General features: G+C 34.6%; 13 protein-coding genes. 10 read left to right on the forward strand and 3 right to left on the reverse strand.

Annotated elements, in window-relative coordinates:
* Window positions 1–92: 92 nt before the first annotated feature.
* The 7 genes from F6K40_RS13090 to F6K40_RS13120 all read left to right on the forward strand — a co-directional run bounded on the left by F6K40_RS13090 (window position 93) and on the right by F6K40_RS13120 (window position 11,238).
* Window positions 93–287, forward strand: coding sequence for a hypothetical protein (locus tag F6K40_RS13090; RefSeq protein WP_293136470.1), 195 nt, complete (start codon window positions 93–95; stop codon window positions 285–287).
* 1,066 nt (window positions 288–1,353) lie between these two features.
* Window positions 1,354–1,875, forward strand: coding sequence for a hypothetical protein (locus F6K40_RS13095; protein WP_293136472.1), 522 nt, complete (start codon window positions 1,354–1,356; stop codon window positions 1,873–1,875).
* A 1,252-nt stretch (window positions 1,876–3,127) separates the two neighbouring features.
* On the forward strand, window positions 3,128–4,840 hold the full coding sequence (locus tag F6K40_RS13100) for a sensor histidine kinase (RefSeq protein WP_293136473.1): 1,713 nt from the start codon (window positions 3,128–3,130) through the stop codon (window positions 4,838–4,840).
* Window positions 4,841–5,371: 531 nt separating this feature from the next.
* The gene (locus tag F6K40_RS13105; RefSeq protein WP_293136474.1) at window positions 5,372–6,331 is read left to right on the forward strand and encodes a sensor histidine kinase; all 960 of its coding nucleotides are present in this window, start codon (window positions 5,372–5,374) and stop codon (window positions 6,329–6,331) included.
* Between the two features lie 399 nt (window positions 6,332–6,730).
* On the forward strand, window positions 6,731–7,168 hold the full coding sequence (locus F6K40_RS13110; RefSeq protein ID WP_293136475.1) for a sensor histidine kinase: 438 nt from the start codon (window positions 6,731–6,733) through the stop codon (window positions 7,166–7,168).
* 617 nt (window positions 7,169–7,785) lie between these two features.
* The gene (gene clpB / locus F6K40_RS13115) at window positions 7,786–10,455 is read left to right on the forward strand and encodes an ATP-dependent chaperone ClpB (RefSeq protein WP_293136476.1); all 2,670 of its coding nucleotides are present in this window, start codon (window positions 7,786–7,788) and stop codon (window positions 10,453–10,455) included.
* Between the two features lie 546 nt (window positions 10,456–11,001).
* The gene (locus tag F6K40_RS13120; protein ID WP_293136477.1) at window positions 11,002–11,238 is read left to right on the forward strand and encodes a hypothetical protein; all 237 of its coding nucleotides are present in this window, start codon (window positions 11,002–11,004) and stop codon (window positions 11,236–11,238) included.
* Window positions 11,239–11,365: 127 nt separating this feature from the next.
* On the opposite strand, the gene F6K40_RS13125 is transcribed toward F6K40_RS13120, so the two are convergent.
* Both F6K40_RS13125 and F6K40_RS13130 read right to left on the reverse strand, forming a co-directional pair.
* Entirely contained in the window at window positions 11,366–11,899 is a 534-nt protein-coding gene (locus F6K40_RS13125; RefSeq protein WP_293136478.1) for a CPBP family glutamic-type intramembrane protease, read from the reverse strand.
* A 395-nt stretch (window positions 11,900–12,294) separates the two neighbouring features.
* Window positions 12,295–15,837 carry a HEAT repeat domain-containing protein gene (locus F6K40_RS13130; protein ID WP_293136479.1) on the reverse strand — a complete coding sequence of 1,181 codons (3,543 nt, stop codon included), beginning with the start codon at window positions 15,835–15,837 and terminating at the stop codon, window positions 12,295–12,297.
* A 747-nt stretch (window positions 15,838–16,584) separates the two neighbouring features.
* Here F6K40_RS13130 and F6K40_RS13135 point away from each other — a divergent pair.
* Together F6K40_RS13135 and F6K40_RS13140 are read left to right on the forward strand one after the other, a co-directional pair.
* Window positions 16,585–16,986 (forward strand): Uma2 family endonuclease, encoded by a 402-nt coding sequence (locus tag F6K40_RS13135; RefSeq protein WP_293136480.1) that lies wholly within the window; start codon window positions 16,585–16,587, stop codon window positions 16,984–16,986.
* 134 nt (window positions 16,987–17,120) lie between these two features.
* Window positions 17,121–17,345 (forward strand): hypothetical protein, encoded by a 225-nt coding sequence (locus F6K40_RS13140; RefSeq protein ID WP_293136481.1) that lies wholly within the window; start codon window positions 17,121–17,123, stop codon window positions 17,343–17,345.
* A gap of 405 nt (window positions 17,346–17,750) precedes the next feature.
* On the opposite strand, the gene F6K40_RS13145 is transcribed toward F6K40_RS13140, so the two are convergent.
* The gene (locus tag F6K40_RS13145) at window positions 17,751–17,876 is read right to left on the reverse strand and encodes a hypothetical protein (RefSeq protein WP_293136482.1); all 126 of its coding nucleotides are present in this window, start codon (window positions 17,874–17,876) and stop codon (window positions 17,751–17,753) included.
* A 319-nt stretch (window positions 17,877–18,195) separates the two neighbouring features.
* On the opposite strand from F6K40_RS13145, the gene F6K40_RS13150 reads away from it, so the two are divergent.
* A complete protein-coding gene (locus F6K40_RS13150) occupies window positions 18,196–19,374 on the forward strand; it encodes an LptF/LptG family permease (RefSeq protein WP_293136483.1) in 1,179 nt (392 codons plus the stop codon).
* The last annotated feature ends 988 nt before the right edge of the window (window positions 19,375–20,362 follow it).

Consider the following 20,362-nt stretch of genomic DNA (forward strand, 5'->3'; position numbering starts at 1 on the left):
TTCCTCTCAATCTCAACTAAAATGACTATATTCTCTACTTCTTACTCCCTATTTTTTAAGTACCACTATTAGAGTCAGAAGGATTGCCAAAAGTGATTAAATCTACAATGGAAAATTCTGTAAATTTAAAAGTACCTTTAATAGTAGATATTCATGGAGGTAAAAACTGGTTAAAGTCAGAAGAATTGCCAAAAGTGATTAAATCTACAATGGAAAATTCTGTAAATTTGAAAATACCCCTAATCGTAGATATTCATGGAGGTAAAAATTGGATGGAGGCTAAATAGACCTCTTGCAAAATTTTTAATTAAATCAATTTAAGACATGACAATTTTATCTCTCTATTCCCTATTCCCTGATTTGTGCAACTCGTGAAGCTCCTATTTATGTGCTGGTTTTTTCCTCATCAAATCTTTCTACCCATCCCTCCTCAGTGGAAAACCACTAAGATTATCATTTTATTAAGCTCCTAAAAAAATCCGTGCCTCAAAGGATTTTTGGTTGTATCCTGGTAAAAAATTTGATATCATAAAAGTTATAAGGGGTCGTTCGCCTATGCGCATGATTTTTTATTCAACCAAATTTTCTGGCTCAAAGATAATCAAAATATTTCTCAATAAATATTCCCCACAAGCAATGTGAGAAAGTTTTCATCCCGTGAAGCTCCTATTTATGTGCTGGTTTTTTCCTCATCAAATCTTTCTACCCATCCCTCCTCAGTGGAAAACCACTAAGATTATCATTTTATTAAGCTCCTAAAAAAATCCGTGCCTCAAAGGATTTTTGGTTGTATCCTGGCAAAAAGTTTGATATCATAAAAGTTATAAGGGTTCGTTCGCCTATATGCCTGATTTTTTATTCAACCCAAAATAGTATTGTTTCTTAGGGATCGAACTCCGCTTTGCGTTTTCGGCCAAGAGCCGACATAAAACTTATAGCGAGCGCGACATAAAAGGCGGAGCAAGTGCGACAGCTATATCGCGAATGTTGCAGAAAGGAAAATCAATCTAAAAAGATATAAAATGGATTCTATGGTCTCCACTCTCCCCACCCTCCGTACTCCCCATATTTCTTATACCAATTACCATGCATTAATGCTATACTTCAGCTATACTTCAATAGTCAATAGTTATCAAAATTGAAACTATGTTTTTGACAATTATTAGTTCGTTAGCATGAATTTTTTATACTTTTCCTCTCCCCAGACCTCCCACACTAACCAACTTACCCACCCAATCAGATATAGCATTCATGCATGAGAAATGGTATTATTCCCTGTTGTTATGTTACACTCCTGACTGTTTGTTATGTTAGACTAGTAAGTTGAGTAAAAATTTTTTCTTGGGTAAATTAATGGATGCCAAAAAATTAGTTTTAGGTGGAATTGGTTTGATATTAGGTAGTGCAATTGTGGCAAGCGCTGCAAGTATAGAACTTAGTGTCGAACAAGAACAAGTAATCTGTAAATTGAAAGAGACAGTAGAGGCACAAGAAAAAGCTGGTAAAAAATTAGTATTTTGGCCACTAATTGGAAAAGTTAAAGAGAGAGTAGAAGTACCATTTACAGCAGAATTATCCGCAGATGTATCTTACACTATCATGGCAGTCTGTGATGATAATTGTAGTAACTTAAATTTAAACCTAGAAAATAAACAACGTAACAAAATACTTAATGATGAAAAACAAGATGGCATTCCAGTAATTTCTTTTACTCCCACGGAAAATAGTGACTATCGAATTACTGCACGACCCGATAAATGTACAACTGAAAAATGTGAATTTGGCATGGCTTTATTTGTGCCTAAAAGTGTTGAATTAGATGTAGCATCTCAACTACCAGAAGAATTATATCTATTTAAGTTTTGCCAAGAATAAACAAAAGAATAATTTTTGTAAGTAAAAATTATAAATTAACTTTAATAGAATTTCAATTATTATATTATCTAGCACTTAAAAAGATGATAATGAGCAAAAAATAAGGTCAATAGTCTTCTCTTTCCAGGGGATAAAAAAGGAAATTTTTAATTTTCTTCGTCTCCTAATTTGAAATTGAGGTAGTGATAAATGATCAGCAGGCACACAAAATTAATTACATATTTATACAAGCTGAATTATTGGCATTTTGAAATATTCCATAGAATTAGAATAGGTAAATAATTTTGTTTAGTTACTTAAGTAATAACTGATAATTGAAATTATTTACCATTGATTCGTCCTAAACCTGCTGTTAATAGACACCTTGGAATTACTAAACCTTCTTTTTCTAAACAAGAAAAAATGTTAGTCTCCCAACACATCACTAACTATTCTATACCAATTCATTGACAGCAGTTTTCATGCTCGATAAACCAGAGTATACAAACCAACTCCAAAGTGTTTTTTGAGGAGTTAGATAGGTTCTATGCAAAGTCCTTACCAACTCCTAAAATGAAAAGGGGGTTATAATATATATAATCAATAATTTCACACCCTAGGTTGTCAAATAATCACCAGAAATTTTTCTCACTTTCAAGCTTGAGTGCTCATACAATCTTGCTTTTGTTATTTTGTCTTTTAAGTTTTGACTCTTGACTCCCAAGCAACTATTATAGATTCCGCGTTGTTAAAATATATCTGGAGTGGTATAGCAACAAAAAAATTTAATTGGAAAGTGATTTTTTTTATACAATTATCAAGGAATGAGGAATATATACTTAGGGGTTACTGATTAAATCTAGAAGCATTTACAAATAAAGGTTTTAGCCTTTTTGGGTCTGGAAAAAGTACAAGGTTTTCGTTCTAGGGATCTCAAAAAGTTAGGATGAAAGGGTTGACTATCACAGAAAAATCAAGGGATAATTCTTCCTACTTTCTCCTCTAAATTCCCCATTCCCCATTCCCCATTCCTCCTGACTCCTGACTCCTACCCTCACCCATAAGACTTTTTCAGCAAACCCTACTTATTTCTGGAAAGTTAAGCTAGTAAATGTATTGTAAAAAAGTGCATTTCATGCTATACCGAAAAATTATGCTGTATCAGTATTAATCCCTAGAAGTAATCAAATAATTTCTACTAATAAGGCCGTTCTGAATCTTAGATTAGAATAAAATATACCTATATGATTAGGGCTAAGGAATACCAGAGCAGATGTCATTAACTTCCATATCAAATGTATCAAAAAAAGAGTATATGCACCAGCAAAAAGGCGGATTAAAACATTTGCTGAGTAGTATAGGAATCAGAAAAAAAATAGGATTTGGCTATGCTTTGGCAATCAGTATTGCGATCTTAGGAGTTTTGACAGGACGGATATTAGAGTTAAATTATAAACATCAAATTAGAGGAAAGATAGAACAAGCTCAAGAAGAAGTAGACTTATTGACAAATCTGACCAAAAAAGTATTAAAAATAATTATCATTCAGAAGGAGTTGCCTAGCTCAATTAATAATCGAACAATTTTAGAAAAAAAAAGCTCCCTAGAATTATCAAGTTTTTATGAAGTTAATACAATTTTTAAACAACTTGAATTAATAGTAGAAATAGAAAATCAAAGTGTCGATAAAAATACAGATTACGTTCAGCTTCAAGAATTTCTCCAAACCTATTTTAACCCTCTAAAAGTTCATATTCAGCAATTAGAAAATTTAGTTCAAGAAATTAAACAAATACCGCCGGAAACAAAAATAGAAACTGCTTCACTGGCATCACTAAGTAAAATTACTAATAGTCAGGTTGCCATCAAACTAGAAAAATTATCACTAGATTCAGAACAATTAGCAATACTAGGTAATCAGAGAGTAGAACAAGAATATAGAGATTATCAAAGAGTCGAAGAATTAGGAATACAAATATTAGTAGGTAGCGTACTACTATCGGTAATAACTGGAATAATGATAGCTATTCATACTAGCAGGTCGATCGCAACTCCTTTAAAAGTAATAACCAAAGTTGCTCAACAAGTTACAGAAGAAGCTAATTTTGAACTACAACTGCCTGTAACAACAGAAGATGAAATAGGAGAATTAACAGTATCTCTGAATGAGTTAATATGTAAAGTTGCAGAATACACAGAGCAACTCCAGGAAGCTAAACTCAAAGCAGAAGCAGCAAACCGTTCTAAAAGTGCTTTTCTAGCTACCATGAGTCACGAATTGCGTACACCTTTAAATGCAATTATTGGGTATAGCGATCTTCTTTATGAGGATGCTGTGGAAGCAGGATATGATGATTTCATGGCGGATCTAGAAAGAATTAAGCTATCAGGTACACACCTGCTAGAGATGATTACTGATATCTTAGATATTTCTAAAATAGAAGCAGGTCAAGTTACACTTTATTTAGAAAGTATTGAGGTTGATAAGCTAGTTCAAGATGTAGTTGGTACAGCTAAAAATCTTATTGAAAAAAACCGCAATACATTTCAATTAGACATAGGAAAAAATCTGGGTAATATGTATGCAGATATGCCCAAAGTGAGACAGGTACTGATAAATTTACTGGGTAATGCAGCTAAATTTACAGAAGATGGTGTAATTACACTGTCAGTAAAAAAGGTCAAAAATAAGAAACTAAAAAATCATCAAAATCAAAATCCAGGGTTATTAAATAATGAACAAAATTACATAGTTTTTCGGGTCATTGATACTGGTATTGGAATGACAGAAGAACAGTTAAAAAATATTTTTCAACCTTTTACTCAAGCAGATGCTTCTACTACTCGTAGGTATGGTGGTACTGGTTTGGGATTAGCAATATGTAAACGTTTATGTGAGAGAATGGGAGCAGAAATTGCTGTAAAAAGTGTGTCTGGAGAAGGTTCGACATTCACTGTTCGGTTTCCTGAAAGAGTAATGATATAGAATTCAAAATTCAAAATTCAAAATTCAAAATTAAGAATTAAGAATATAAGAATTAAGAATTCAAAATTAAGCTTTGAGTTATATAGGAAAGAAGCTTTAAGAAAAGGAAAAACTTTAAATATGGTAAATATTTACCCAACTTTTACACGCTCCGATACTAACGAGCATGATATCAAGGGGATAAAAAAAGAAAAATCAGTATTTCAAACCTTCCTATTCCAAGAGGTACTGTTATAGCTTTAAACATTCAGTATTCAGCTCAAGTAAAAACCATTGGTTGGTTTGGATGACAATTTTATTAATGTCATCAAACTTTTTTGTAGTGCTATAACTGATAACTGAAATGACTATTATTTGATTGAGAAAATATGCTAGGAAAAAAGAAAAAAATTAGTTAAATTTTATTAAGGTTCGATCTAAGGGTGAATACCCAATAAGAAAAAACCGTTTTTTGTACTAAAAATTTATTCAGAGCTACAAGTTAAAGTTAAAGAAAAACATATAGACAACAAATAAAAAAAATAAAAAATTATGCAGCTAAATAATCCTGAAGGTAAATATAAAGCTCTAGAAAAATATAGTCGTGATGAATTAGTAAAATATTTGGAACAACTCCAGGAAGCTAGAGTAGAAGCAGAAAAAGCTAAAAAGTCTAACAGTAGTTTTATGTCAATAGCTCACGGTTTGAGCAATCCTCTAAGTGCAATTGTTGGCTATAACGAGGTTATTTATGAGGATGCTGTGGCAGCAGGATATGACGACTTTCTGCCTAATCTTAAGAAAATTAAACTAGAAGGATTATATCTGTTGGAAATGATATCTAAGATATTAGATATTTCTAGGATAGAAGCAGGTAGAGTTGCACTTTATTTACAAAGTATTGAGGTTAATAAGCTAATTGAAGATGTAGTTGATATAGCTAAAAATCTCACAGAAAAAAACCGTAATACTTTCAAATTACTCTTAGGAGAAAATCTGGGTACAATCTATGCAGAACGGCCAAGAGTGAAAGAGGTACTTAGAATAATACTGGATAATGCAGCTAATTTTACAAAAGATGGTTTAATTACACTCAGTGTAGAAAGGGTAAATAATCAGAAACAAGGTATTCAAAATCAAAATGCTGAGTCATTGAATAATGCAGATAATTACATAGTTTTTCGGGTAATTGATACTGGTATTGGTATGACAGAAGAACAGTTAAAACATATATTTAAACCTTTTACTCAAGCAGATGGTGGCACAAGTTTGGGATTAGCAATATGTCATGGTTGGTGTGAGATAATGGGGGCAAAAATTGATGTGGAAAGTGAATATGGAGAAGGTTCAACATTCTCTGTTTGGTTTCCAGAAAGAATGATGAATGAGAGGTTAAGTTTTGGTAACAATGAGCAAGATTTGAAACTTGATGAAGCTAAACTTCAAGAAACTATTTCCCAAGTTATAGGCAATCAAAAAGTAACAGAAAAAAACCTGGAAAGGAAAAATTAAACTTCAGAAATATATAGTCTAGAGGAATTAGCAAGATATATAAAACAATTCCAGGAAGCTAAAATCAAAGCCAAAGCTTTTACTCCTTTTATCTTTGCAATACTTTCCTTACTGAATGAATTTTCTACACCCCTAAATAGGATTATTAGAGAGGTTGAAATTCTTGATGAAAAAGCTTGTGAAGGAGGAGATAAGGATTTTGCTACTGAACTAAAGTCTGATCTAGAAAGAATTGAGTATGCTGTTATAAACACCTTAGACATAGTTAGCGAATACTTATATTTTGGCAAAATAGAAACAGGTCAAATTACACTTGATCGGGAAAATATTGATGTCGAAGAGCTAATTCAAGATGTGGTTAGTACAGCTAAAAATCTTACTGAAAAAAGCCGCAATAAATTGAAATTAGTTTTAGGAGAAAATCTGGGTAATATGTATGCAGATGTGCAAAAAGTGAGACAGGTACTGATAAATTTACTGAATAATGCAGCGAACTTCACAAAAGATGGTGTAATTACACTTAGTGTAGAAAAAGTCAAAAATCAGAAACTCAAAAATGATAAAAATCAAGATTCAGGATTATTAAATAATGAAGAAAATTACATAGCTTTTCGGGTAATTGATACTGGTATTGGAACGAGAGAAAAAGAGTTAAAAAATATATTCCAACCTTTTATTAGACCAGATCGTTATAATGCTAGGCATCTTAATACTGGTTTAGGATTAGCAATATGTAAAAGTTTATGTGAGAGAATGGGAGCAGAAATTACTGTTAAAAGTGAGTCTCTAAAAGGTTCCATGTTCACTGTTTGGTTTCCGGAAAATGTATTAATATGACAAGAAAAGAGGAAGTAAGTAAGGAGTAGGAAATAGGGATAAATAATTGATTTTATTTTTTATTATTGGAGATGTCTAATACCAAGGTTAATAAATGTTTGCGACAAATAGCTAGGGAAATTTTTAGGAGTCAGGAGTCAGAATAAATGGTTTAAATACAATTTTTTAGGTCGTAAATCATCTTTTTTGTCAAAGAGATATCTCCTTTCAACAATTAATAATGAATAATTAATAATTACCTCTCCTTGAAAAGAAGAGGATTGACTAATTATGAAAATTTTTATTTATTATCCCCTTAAAAGGAGAGGCTTTAAACCAAAAATTTTCGGTAAAATATTTTTATCATCCTTACTATTCCTAACATTCTTTTTTCAAACTGGTATAATAGTTTCCGTTTTCAAGGGAATGAAAAAAATCAACTTCAAACTTCAAGATTTCAATCTAGATGCTTCCGGATAGAGGTACTGATAACTGATAACTGATAACTGATAACTGATTTAAACCCAAGGGTGAATACCCAATAAGAAAAAACGGTTTTTTCTACTAAAATTTATTCAGAGCTACAAGTTAAAATTAAAGAAAAATATATAGACAAAAAATAAAAAAACCAAAAAATTATGCAGCCAAATAATCCTAATCAATTTACAGAAAAAGCTTGGGAAGCAATATCCCGTACACTTGACATTGCCAAAACTTCCCAAAATCAACAAATCGAAACTGAACACCTAATGAAAGCTTTGCTAGAACAAAATGGACTAGCAACAAGTCTATTTAATAAAGCAGGTGTTTCAACTGCCAAAGTACAAGAATACACTGACACCTTTATTAACCGTCAACCTAAAGTCAAAAATACACCCAATAATATTTATTTAGGGCGCAGTCTGGATACTTTATTAGACAATGCGGAAAAATATCGCCAAGAATACACAGACGAATATATATCCATCGAACATCTCATACTTGCTTACCTGAAAGACGATCGCTTTGGCAAAAATCTCTATAAAGAATTTCAATTAGATGAAGCAAAACTCAAGGAAACAATTTCCCAAGTTCGAGGCAACCAAAAAGTAACAGACAAAAACCCTGAAGGTAAATACGAAGCTCTGGAAAAATATGGTCGTGATCTAACAGAATTTGCTCGTGAAGGAAAACTTGACCCCGTTATTGGGCGCGACGATGAAATTCGACGTACTATTCAAATACTCAGTCGTCGTACTAAAAATAATCCAGTTTTAATGGGGGAACCTGGAGTCGGGAAAACAGCGATCGCTGAAGGTTTAGCTCAACGGATTATTGCTGGAGATGTTCCCCAGTCTTTGAAAGAACGCCAACTCATCGCCCTAGATATGGGTGCTTTAATTGCTGGTGCTAAATTTCGGGGTGAGTTTGAAGAACGTCTGAAAGCTGTTCTCAAAGAAGTTACTGACTCAGACGGCAAAATTATTTTATTTATAGATGAAATTCACACTGTTGTTGGAGCAGGTGCAACTCAAGGTGCAATGGATGCAGGCAACTTGCTCAAACCAATGTTAGCTAGAGGAGAACTCAGATGTATTGGAGCGACGACTCTCGATGAGTACCGCAAATATATCGAAAAAGATGCTGCCTTAGAACGTCGTTTCCAACAAGTTTATGTCGATCAACCCAGTGTAGAAGATGCTATCTCAATTTTACGCGGTCTCAAAGAACGCTATGAAGTACATCATGGTGTGAAAATTTCCGATAGTGCTTTAGTTGCTGCTGCTACTTTGTCTACTCGATATATTAGCGATCGCTTCCTCCCAGATAAGGCGATTGACTTGGTAGATGAAGCTGCTGCTAAACTAAAAATGGAAATTACGTCTAAACCAGAAGAACTGGATGAAATAGACCGCAAAATTCTCCAACTAGAAATGGAAAAGTTATCACTGCAAAAAGAAAGTGATGCTGCTTCCAGAGAAAGGTTAGAGAGACTAGAAAAAGATTTAGCAAATTTGAACGAAGGGCAACGCGCTCTTAATGCTCAGTGGGAAGCGGAAAAAGGTATCATTGGCAAAATTCAGACTTTCAAGGAAGAAATTGATAAAGTTAATATTGAGATTCAGCAAGCAGAGCGGAATTATGACCTCAACCGTGCTGCTGAGTTGAAATACGGTAAATTGATTAACTTACAAAAACAGGTAGAGGAAGCAGAAGCAAAACTAGAAGCAACTCAAACTAGCGGTCAAACTTTGTTGCGGGAAGAGGTGACGGAAGCTGATATTGCTGAGATTATTTCTAAGTGGACTGGTATTCCCATGAGCAAATTAGTAGAGTCCGAAAAAGAAAAACTGCTGCATCTGGAAGCAGAGTTGCATCAGCGAGTTATTGGTCAGAATGAAGCAGTGACTGCTGTTGCTGATGCCATTCAGCGATCGCGAGCTGGTTTGGCAGATCCAAACCGTCCGGTTGCTAGTTTTATTTTTCTCGGTCCGACTGGTGTGGGGAAAACAGAGTTAGGAAAAGCATTGGCAGCATATTTATTTGATACCGAAGATGCAATGGTGCGTATAGATATGTCTGAGTATATGGAAAAACACGCCGTGTCTCGTTTAATTGGCGCACCTCCTGGATATGTTGGTTATGATGAGGGGGGGCAGTTAACTGAAGCTATTCGTCGTCGTCCTTATGCGGTGATTTTATTTGATGAAATTGAAAAAGCGCATCCGGATGTGTTTAATATTATGTTGCAAATATTGGATGATGGGCGCGTTACTGATGCTCAAGGCCACACTGTTGATTTTAAGAATAGCGTGATTATTATGACGAGTAATATTGGTTCTCAGTATATTTTGGATGTCAGTGATGACTATGAGCAAATGCAGCGTCGGGTTATGGAAGCGTTGCGTGGTGCTTTCCGACCGGAGTTTCTCAACCGTATTGATGAAACGATTATTTTTCATGCTTTGCAGAAAGAGGAGTTAGGAAAAATTGTGCAGTTGCAAGTTTTGCGTTTGGAGAAACGGTTAGCTGAACGTAAGATGTCTCTGAAGCTTGCTGATGCTGCGGTTAATTTTTTGGTAGATGTTGGGTACGATCCGGTGTATGGCGCCCGTCCTTTAAAGCGGGCAATTCAGCGGGAGTTGGAAACGCAAATTGCTAAAAGTATTTTGCGGAGTGAGTTTAGTGATGGTGATACTATTTTTGTGGATGTTGAAAATGAGCGACTTTCGTTTAAGCGCTTGAGTAGTGAGGAGTCAGGAGTCAGGAGTCAGGAGTCAGGAGAAATAGAAATTATGAAGAAGGTAGGAGGAAGAATTGTTTCTTGATTTTTCCATATTTGAGTAGACAATAAAGTAGGGACGTTCCATGGAACGTCCCTACAACGCTCTTTTTTAACCAGGACTTACGCAAGGACACTAATTATAGTGGAAATATTAGGAATATTGACCAAACTATACATCACATATAGCGGTGCTGCGTAAGTCCTGTTAACTATATTTCCAGTCTCATCACTATTGTCCAATAGTAGTGTCAGGCGATATAGCTGCTGCTAGGCTCTGCCAACCCTCTTTTTTGACTATAATTTCCAGTCTCATCACTATTGTCCAATAGTAGTGTCAGGCGATATAGCTGCCGCTAGGCTCCGCCAACCCTCTTTTTTGACTATAATTTCCAGTCTCATCACTATTGTCCAATAGTAGTGTCAGGCGATATAGCTGCTGCTAGGCTCTGCCAACGCTCTTTTTTGACTATAATTTCCCATCTCATCACTATTGTCCAATAAACGAATCAAAGATCAATAAGCGTGAACTCGATCTTTATCTTTATTTTTATTCTATTCCCTGTTCCCTATTCCCTATTCCCTAAAACAAATGAAAGTTAATATTGATAATGATTATGAAATTGTGAAAGAAGTTTTTCAGATTTTGCTGGAACATTTAGAAACCTCTAAGGTGATGAGATTTTGGTCTATTTGTAAGTTGGGTTATGGCGATTATTTAAAATTAAAAGATAAATTATTTGCAGGAGAAACTGTTGATAGTTTGTATGAAAAAATCAAACCTTTTCAAGATGAAAAACTGGCAAATGAGGAAGTTAATAATGGTTAAAATCTATTAAATAGTATTATTAAATAAAAACATTCGGGAATATAATCTAAAAGGTATGGAGATGAATAACGCCTAGCAAGGGAGCAAGATACTCCCACTTTTCGTCACTACTGACTCCTAACTTCCATTAGCGATCGCCATACAATTTTTCTTTACCACCTAAGCAATATTGCCAAATCACAACTACTGCCCAATGAATAATTATCACAACCCACAAACAACCAGTTATTTTATAAGCTACTGTACATCCTAAACCTAAAAATCCTGTCAAGGTCAAAAAAATTGGTGTCATAAAAGTTGGGTTTCCTTGGGGATGAAAAGTTAGAGCATTAATTGGATGATAAATAATGAATAAAAATAAACTTAACACTGCCCACAAACACCACAGCATAATGGAAACTTTCTCGCTCGGATGAGGCAATAATAAAACTCTAAATATCAATTCTTCGATAAAAGCAGGGGCAAAAAATATTGACACTATTCCTATAAATAGTTCTTTGAGATTAGGAAAACTTCGACTGACTCGCAAAAATCTAGAATTAAAACCTAACGGTAAAGCGAGCGCTCCATAAATTAATAATGTCACCCCTACTACTAACCAATCTTGACTATTCATGGGGCGAGAAGCAAATATTAGACGCTCGATTAAAGTGGAAATCATAGTCAACTGCTCTAAAGTTTATTAAAACACTGCTGTTATATCATGTCCGGTAGCATCGGTATTGTAAAAGGGTAAAAATTCAGAATTTAGAATTTAGAATTTAGAATTTAGAATTCAGAAATTTGGGATGAAGGCTTTAGTATTCTTGGAATTAAGGGTATTAACCCCGAAACAACTTAAAATTTCCTGTAGATATTCACCCTTTGCTTTACACAAACGATACAAGCGGACATGATATTATATGATAATTGCAGAATAATTAAGGGATAATTATTCCCGCTATTTTATCTATAATGCCTTATTTATTCTAATTAATTTCTACTCTCTAATTATTGTTTAACAGTCACTTTTCCTAACTTATCTATTCATCTCTTTGTATTAACAACCTTAAATATTTATTCCCCACTAATTGTTTCAGTATTTTCAACTCTTGGAATAGCATTTTTTATTAAAGAATCTTCTGTAAAGAAAGTGAGTATAAAGCCTATGGCGATCGCTAACGGAAGGCATAACAAAAAAAACAACCAATGACGTTTGTTTAGTCGAAACCCAGTATTATTATCAGAAGTATACTGCAATAAATCACTCAAATCACTAAATGTTTTACAGTCTGTGTCAATTATGTATAAGCATGGTTTTACTATCGAATGAATATAATTATCAGAAGTAGAACTCAGCAACTGCCGCAAGCCATTAATTGCTTTTTGATTGCCCCTGGCAATTCTTTTTAAGCTTTCTGCTGCTAGAGTGCGAGTATAATCATCAGAAGTCGACCCCAATAATTGCACCAAACTATCAATGGCTTTTTGATTGTCGTAGCCAATTCTCCCTAAGCTTTCTGCTGCTATCCAGTGAATATAATCCTCAGAAGTAGACTTCAATAAATGTACTAAAGTATCAATCGCCTTTTGATTGCCGTAGTCAATTGTCCCTAAACTTTCTGCTGCTTCACGGAGAGTCTTATCATCAGAAGTAGACTCCAATAAATGTAGCAAACTATCAATTGCCTTTTGATTGCCGTAGTCAATTTTCCCTAAGCTTAATGCTGCTATCCAGCAAGTTTTATGATCGGAAGTAGACTCTAATAAATGTACTAAATCATTAATTGCTTTCTGATTGCCAAAGCCAATATTCCGCAAAGTTTCTGCTGCTATCCAGCCAGTATCATCATCATAAATAGACCCCAACAATTGCACTAAACTATCAATTGCTTTTTGATTGCCAATGCTTATTTCCCCTAAGATTTTTGCTACTTCCCTGCGAATCCAAAGAGCAGAAGTAGACCCCAAAAAATTCACCAAACTATCAATTGCTTTTTGATTGCCAATGCTTATTTCCCCTAAGATTTCTGCTGCTAGAGTGCGAGTCTTATAATCAGAATTAGACCCCAACAATTGCACTAAAGCATCAACCGCTTTTTGATTGCCAATGCCTATTTTCCTTAAGCGTTTTCCTGCTTCCCTGCGAATCCAAAGAGCAGAAGCAGACTCCAATAAATGTAGCAAACTATCAATTCCTTTTCGATTGCTAGGATCAATTTTTCCTAGGATTTCTGCTGCTAGAGTGCGAATATAATCATCTGAAGCAGACGCCAATAAATGTACCAAACTATCAATTGCTTTTTGATTGCCAATGCCTATTTTTCCTAGGATTTCTGCTGCTAGAGTGCGAGTCTGATAATCAGAATTAGAGCCTAACAAATGTAGCAAACTATCAATTGCTTTTTGATTGCCAATGCCTATTTTCCCTAAGATTTCTGCTGCTAGAGTCCGAGTCTGATAATCAAAATTAGAGCTTAACAAATGTAGCAAACTATCAATTGCTTTTTGATTGCCGGGGTCAATTTTCCCTAAGATTTCTGCTGCTAGAGTACGAGTCTTATAATCAGAGGCAGATTCCAATAAATGTACCAAACTATCAATTACTTTTTGATTGCCGGGGTCAATTTTCCCTAAGATTTCTACTGCTAGAGTACGAGTCTTATAATCAGAATTAGAGCCTAACAAATGTACCAAATCATCAACCGCTTTCTGATCGCCGGTGGCAATTTTCCCTAAGCTTGATGCTGCTATAGTACGAGTCTCATCATCAAAAGTAGACCCTAATAAATGTACTAAACCATGAATCGCTTTCTGATTTCCCCTGCCAATTTCTCCTAAACTTGATGCTGCTTTCCTGCAAGTATAATTATCGGAAGACTCCAACAAATCTACCAAACTATCAATTATTTTTGGATTGCTGGGATCGATTTTCCCTAAATTTGATACCGCTATCAAGCGAGTATAATCATCAGAAGTAGACTTTAACAAATGCACCAAACCATCAATCGCTTTCTGATTTCCCGTGCCAATTTTCCCTAAGATTTCTGCTACTATCCTGTGAGTATGATGATTAAAAGTAGAGTTCGACAAATGTACCAAATCATCAATTGCTTTCTGATTGCCAATGCCAATTTTCCCTAACATTTCTGCTGCTCTCGAACGAGTCTTATAATCAGAAGTAGATCCCAACAAATGTAGCCAATCATCAATCTCTTTCTGATTACCCGTGCCAATTTTATCTAAGATTTTTGCTGCTAGAGTGCGAATCTTCTGATCAGAAGTAGACCCCAAGAAATATACCAAACCATCAATTGCTTTCTGATTGTCCCTGCCAATTTTTCCTAAGATTTTTGCGACTCTCAAACGAGTCCTATCGTCAGAAGTAGACTTCAACAAATGCAGCAAACTATCAATTGTTTTTTGATTGCTGGGGTCAATTTTCCTTAAGGTTTCTGTTGCTAGACTGCGAGTATTTTTATCAGAAGTAGATCCTAATAAATGTACCAAATCATCAATTGCTTTGTGATTACCCGTGCCAATTTTTCCTAAAATTTCTGCTGCTATCCGGCAAGAATAATCAGAAGTAGACCCCAAGAAATATACCAAACCATCAATTGCTTTCTGATTACCTGTGCCAATTTTCCCTAAAATTTCTGCTGCTAAAGTGCGAGTATCATCAGAAGTAGATCCCAACAAATATACTAAACCATCAATTGCTTTCTGATTACCTGTGCCAATTTTCCCTAGTATTTCTGCTGCTCGTCTGTAAGTATTATTATTATAAGTAAACCCCAACAAATGTACCAAACCATCAATTTCTTTTTGATTACCCGTGTCAATTTTTTCTAAGCTTTCTGCTGCTCCCGATCGAGTCTGATCGTCAGAAGTAGACCCCAACAAATGCACCAAACTATCAATCGCTTTCTGATTACCCGTGCCAATTTTCCCTAAACTTTCTGCTGCTTGCCTATGAATATCATCATCAAAAGTAAAACTCAACAAATGCACCAAACCATCAATTGCTTTCTGATTGCCGGGGTCAATTTTCCATAAGCTTTCTGCTGCTATCCAGCGAGTCTGATCGTCAGAAGTAAACCCCAACAAATGCACCAAACTATCAATTGCTTTCTGATTGCCCGTGCCAATTTTCTCTAAACTTTCTGCTGCTTCTCTGTGAATATCACCATCAAAAGTAAACCCCAACAAATATGCCAAACCATCAATTGTTTTCTGATTGCCGGAGTCAATTTTCCCTAAGCTTTCTGCTGCTTCCCTGAGAGTCAAATTATCATAAGTAGACTCCAACAAATGCAGCAAACCTTCAATTATTTGAGGATGAGGATTGGCTTCAACTACCATTGCTAATTCATGCATTCTTGTGGCTACATCAGGATTTGCTGCTGCTTTCCGCATTTCCCAAACTGTCTGATTATAATACAATGGTTGCTCGGAAACTTGTTCAATAGTAGTTACAATATCGGGAGATTCTTGTTTCAGAGATTCCAGAAATTTAGCACTTTGATACCAGATCACCTGCCCAATATTTTCTCCTGTTTTTTCCAAAGTTTTTGTTGCCAATACAGTAGCTAGGACTATTACAATTTTAGTAGGGTTCATATTTCCTCCTCAAATCAGAATAATTGCAGAAAAATCACGGGTTCTTCCGACTACCTCTTCTATAATTCCCTAGTTCCCTGTTTTTCCTAACTATTGGTACTTAAACATTTTCTGGTCGGAAAAATGCCTCCAAGTCTTTCTAGATAAGGGAATTACGTCGATGCCCTAAAAATGGCTAGAACCGTTGGTAATTCAAGATTTATGCTTTTTTGACGTAAAAGCCTTTGCCTGTCTATATTTGAGCCTGTTTTTGGGGGTTTATTTTGTTTAAGTCCCGCTATTCTCTAATCATTTTTGATAGATTCATCTTTAGGAACATAGGAAAAATATAAGTATTATACCTCTAGAAAAATTAGAGATTCTGTTAATTATCTTGCTTTTTAAGAAAGCGATCGCTAATCTTTTTCATTTTTTTCTCAACTCAACATTCATAGCTTTATTTTGATAATTTTCAAGATTTCTTCCCGACTAACTCTTGCAGCATTTTTACCTTATTGAATAGTATTTTTTATTAAAATATCTTCTAATTATCCTGCTCAAATATCATAAAAATTGTACTTTTTTTGCTGCATAAACTTAATGATCTCTACTTTCAATTTTGTTTAATTCTTAGTAATTTTATTTGTTATTTTGCTTGATAAAAATTGGCATGAATTATAGCAATAATAGCAGATTTAATTATAAGATAGAAAGAATTAATTTAACTGGAATAAAAAAATGATTGCTAAACCCCAAGATTATTAAAAAATGACCCCTGAAGAATATCTAGAATGGGAAGCTAAACAGGAATTTCGCCATGAATATGTAGATGGAGAAATTTTAGCCATGACAGGAGGAAGTATTCCTCATAATAATATTATTGCTCTTAACTTCTACCGCTCTCTCTATCCCCATCTTTGTCAAAAAGGATGTCAAGTAAATGTGTCGGATGTGAAAGTTCGGGAGAATAAAAACCGCCGTTATTTTTATCTCGATCTAGTTATTACTTGCAATGCTGACGATTTAAAATCCCATAACGTTATCGAACACCCTAAAGTAATTATTGAAATTATTAGACTTCGTGGCAGTTGTCAGGGAATAGGGAATAGCGGTGCGACCCCGCGACAACGACAGCTCGCTTGCGGAACGTGCACTCCTGTGAGGGAATAGGGAATAGGGAATGAAATTGTTGATTTCATATCTTGAATTGATTTCATTTTTTATTTTTGGAGATGTCTATTTCTCCCAGTACATAAAAATACGATCGTGGCAATAAGTTTAAATATTCTCGTCAGTTTCCCAGTTTGCAAGAATATGTTTTAGTAGACTCAGAATCAATATCTGTAGAAATTTATCAACGTGGCGAGGGAAAAAAATTTGGCATTATTCTCCATATACAGAAGGCGAGTCAATTACATTATCAAGTATTGAATTTACTTCTGCTATTGAAGTTTTATATGAAGGAATTAACTTTGAAATTGATATTATTGAGCAAGAATAAGCAGAGTGCATTGGAATCATTTTGGTGATGAGAAACGGTACATTTTTATCCCTTGGTATTGGAATTATTTTGGTGATGAGAAATAATAGTGGGAGCATCTTGCTCCCTTGATATTAGAATCATTTTGGTGATGAGAAACGGTACATTTTTATCCCTTGGTATTGGAATTATTTTGGTGATGAGAAATAATAGTGGGAGCATCTTGCTCCCTTGATATTAGAATCATTTTGGTGATGAGAAACGGTACATTTTTATCCCTTGGTATTGGAATTATTTTGGTGATGAGAAATAACAGTGGGAGCATCTTGCTCCCTTGATATTAGAATCATTTTAGTGATGAGAAACGGTACATTTTGCTCCCTTGATATTGGAATTATTTTGGTGATGAGAAATAATAGTGGGAGCATCTTGCTCCCTTGATATTAGAATCATTTTAGTGATGAGAAACGGTACATTTTGCTCCCTTGATATTGGAATTATTTTGGTGATGAGAAATGGTAGTAGGAACATCTTGCTCCCTTGGTAAACATTCCTCATCTCCATCTACAATTAACCACAATCAAATTTTTCTGGCGTTGCTGAAACACGGTATGAAATTCCTAAATTTCTAATATATAAATCAGACCTATTTTTCCTCTTTAAGGTGCAGAAAAAGCACCATTATAGCTCCTCCTGACTCCTGACTCCTGACTCCTATAAAATCATACTTTTATTCAGCAATGCCATTTTTCTCAGCAATTTCTCAGTTTTAGAACTTTACGATTGAGATTAAGCTAACCTTAGATAATATCCTAAAACATCTATTTCATCAGAACAAAATTAAAAGCCAACCTAGCTTTCAATTCTGAATTGTAGACTCGACCTTAAATCTGAAATATATGGACAGTAGTATCTCAAAATCTTTATTTTTCCTCCAAAGATTGGAACCAAAAATTTCAGTCATGGACCGCTATATGATTGCAGAATTAATTGGGCCATTCCTCTTTGGTGTAGGATTATTTTCATCTATTGGCGTAACAGTCGGGGCAATGTTTGAGTTAGTCCGAAAAGTGACAGAATCTGGACTACCTGTTTCTATTGCCATACAAGTATTTCTCTTAAAAATGCCAGAATTTATTGGCCTGGCATTCCCGATGGCAATGGTACTTGCTACCCTCATGGTTTACAGTCAGATGTCTAGCAATAGCGAAATAGTTGCTCTGCGTAGTTGTGGCATTAGTGTCTATCGAATGGTCGTACCTGCGGTCATATTAAGTCTGACGGTAACTGCTTTTAGCTTTGCCCTCAACGAAGTAATTGTACCCAATGCCAATTATCAAGGATCTCTCATCCTAGAAAAAACTCTAGAGCAGGAAAATCCTCCTTTTAAAGAAAAAAATATTTTCTATCCAGAATTTGGGAAAGTCGAGCAACCAGACGGTAGTCTAGACGATACACTTACCCGCTTATTCTACGCCGAAAGGTTTGATGGTAAGTATATGAAAGGTGTAACTATTTTGGATCGTTCCAAACATGGAGTTGAGCAAATTGTGTCCTCTGAAACAGCAACTTGGAATTCAGCGGAAAATATTTGGGACTTGTTTAATGGGACAATTTATCTGGTATCTCCAGATGGTTCATATCGTAATATTGTCAAGTTTGACCATCAAACATTAAAGCTTTCGAGTGCTCCTTTAGATTTAGCAGGAAGAAGACGTACTTACAAACAAATGAATATTGCTCAATCTTATGAATATTTAGACTTAATGCGACTAAGTGGAAATTATCGGAAAGTTGTTAAAACCCAAGTCAGAATTCAACAAAAATTTGCTTTACCATTTGTATGTTTAGTAATGGGTTTAGTAGGAGCAGCTTTAGGAATTAGACCACAAAGAAGGGCGAATCGAGGTACTAGCTTTGGTATTAGTGTGATAATTATTTTCGGCTATTATTTACTTTCATTTATTACAGGAGCAATGGGACAAAAAGAAATTTTGACTCCTTTTTTAGCGGGATGGATACCGAATTTCATAGGTCTTGGAGTGGCAGTATTCTTGTTAGCAAGAGCCTCTCGTTAATCAATTCAAAATTCAAAATTCAAAAGTGAGAAGTTGTTTTTGTAATGGGAATTTCTGAAGTCAGAATTTATATCAAATCCGGTTGCTTTGGAGTGTTATAAGAAACCGGGTTTGTTGCTCGTTAATCAATTCATGCATTCAAAAGTCAGAAGTTTTTTTGTAACGAGGATTTTTGAAGTCAGAATTTATATCAAATCCGGTTGCTTTGGAGTGTTATAAGAAACCGGGTTTGTTGCTCGTTAATCAATTCATGCATTCAAAAGTCAAAAGTCAGAAGTTTTTTTGTAACGAGGATTTTTGAAGTCAGAATTTATATCAAATCCGGTTGCTTTGGAGTGTTATAAGAAACCGGGTTTGTTAGAGGTAAATGTTAGTATGGTGGAGCATTTAATACAAACCCGGTTTCTATCTTTTTTACACTGATACTACGGGATTTGATATTAGTTAAATTCTTACTTTATTATTTTGATAAAACCAGAAAAAAGACTTAACTGATAACTGATTAATAAGACTGGTTGTTAGACTCAATTATTTTGATAATTAAAAAGTAAGGTAGGCAAATAACGAATTCAAAATTTTGAATTGAGAATTCATTATTATTTTGATAATTAAAAAGTAGAGTTTGTCAATCTTGAGTAATTTAAAAAATCAGGGTAATTCAAGTAACATTTGCCGACGTTTTTATTGTTTAGAAGTAATTTTGTTCATGTGATTTTGTTGATAGAAATAACACTTAAAGATTCTTATAGCAATCCGCGCTTATGTTGTAATCTTTGCTCGTAGGGGTTCGGTTTCCAAATCCCTCTATGGCTTGGGGAAAGTAGACCAAATCCTTACAGTTTTTTTCACAAATCATTAACAAATTCAAAATTTTGAATTGAGAATTCATTATTATTTTGATAATTAAAAAGTAGAGTTTGTCAATCTTGAGTAATTTAAAAAATCAGGGTAATTCAAGTAACATTTGCCGACGTTTTTATTGTTTAGA

Source organism: Okeania sp. SIO3I5 (assembly GCF_010672085.1).
Lineage (GTDB): Bacteria > Cyanobacteriota > Cyanobacteriia > Cyanobacteriales > Microcoleaceae > Trichodesmium.